General features: G+C 47.0%; 5 tRNA genes. All 5 read right to left on the reverse strand.

Annotated elements, in window-relative coordinates:
* Positions 1–46 precede the first annotated feature (46 nt).
* A tRNA-Thr gene (locus ACAN52_RS21900) sits at positions 47–122 on the reverse strand.
* A 75-nt stretch (positions 123–197) separates the two neighbouring features.
* Positions 198–274: transfer RNA gene (locus ACAN52_RS21905), tRNA-Met, on the reverse strand.
* 16 nt (positions 275–290) lie between these two features.
* Positions 291–366 (reverse strand) — tRNA-Thr (locus ACAN52_RS21910).
* Between the two features lie 51 nt (positions 367–417).
* Positions 418–493: transfer RNA gene (locus tag ACAN52_RS21915), tRNA-Met, on the reverse strand.
* A 101-nt stretch (positions 494–594) separates the two neighbouring features.
* Positions 595–670, reverse strand: a tRNA-Met gene (locus tag ACAN52_RS21920).
* Between the last annotated feature and the right edge of the window lie 47 nt (positions 671–717).

The raw sequence follows: 717 nt of genomic DNA on the forward strand, positions 1-717 counted from the left end.
AGTCTGCTCCCTTTAGCCACTCGGGAACCTATCCATATAAAACAAATGGAGCTGGAAACAGGACTTGAACCCGCAACATCCTCATTACAAGTGAGGTGCTCTACCAGTTGAGCTATTCCAGCATGTTCTTCATCGTTACTTAACTAACAACGCTTTTTATTATATAGCATTTTTGTTTTTATGTCAACAACTTTTTTTGGTGGCGGCGCAGGGATTTGAACCCCGGACCCTTCGGGTATGAACCGAATGCTCTAGCCAGCTGAGCTACGCCGCCATTTGTTAATCATAAATGGAGCTAGTGACCGGGATTGAACCGGTGACCTTATCCTTACCAAGGATACGCTCTGCCAACTGAGCTACACCAGCATATCAAACCTAGTTTAATGCCACTTACACATATAAACTGGTACAGTTCATTGGTTGCGGGGACAGGACTTGAACCTGTGGCCTTCGGGTTATGAGCCCGACGAGCTACCAACTGCTCCACCCCGCGATAAATTAGGACAATTGATGTTAGCACTGCGGTGCTAACTAAGCGACTCACACAAAACTTTACTCACTTTATTCGTAAACCTTTGGTTCGCTGCTTAAATTTGGTTGCGGGAACAGGACTTGAACCTGTGACCTTCGGGTTATGAGCCCGACGAGCTACCAACTGCTCCATCCCGCGATATTTATATGGTGGATAGGGCTGGATTCGAACCAGCGAAGGCGGAG

Source organism: Pelosinus sp. sgz500959 (assembly GCF_042610375.1).
In the GTDB taxonomy this organism is placed as follows: Bacteria; Bacillota; Negativicutes; order DSM-13327; family DSM-13327; genus CTSoil-075.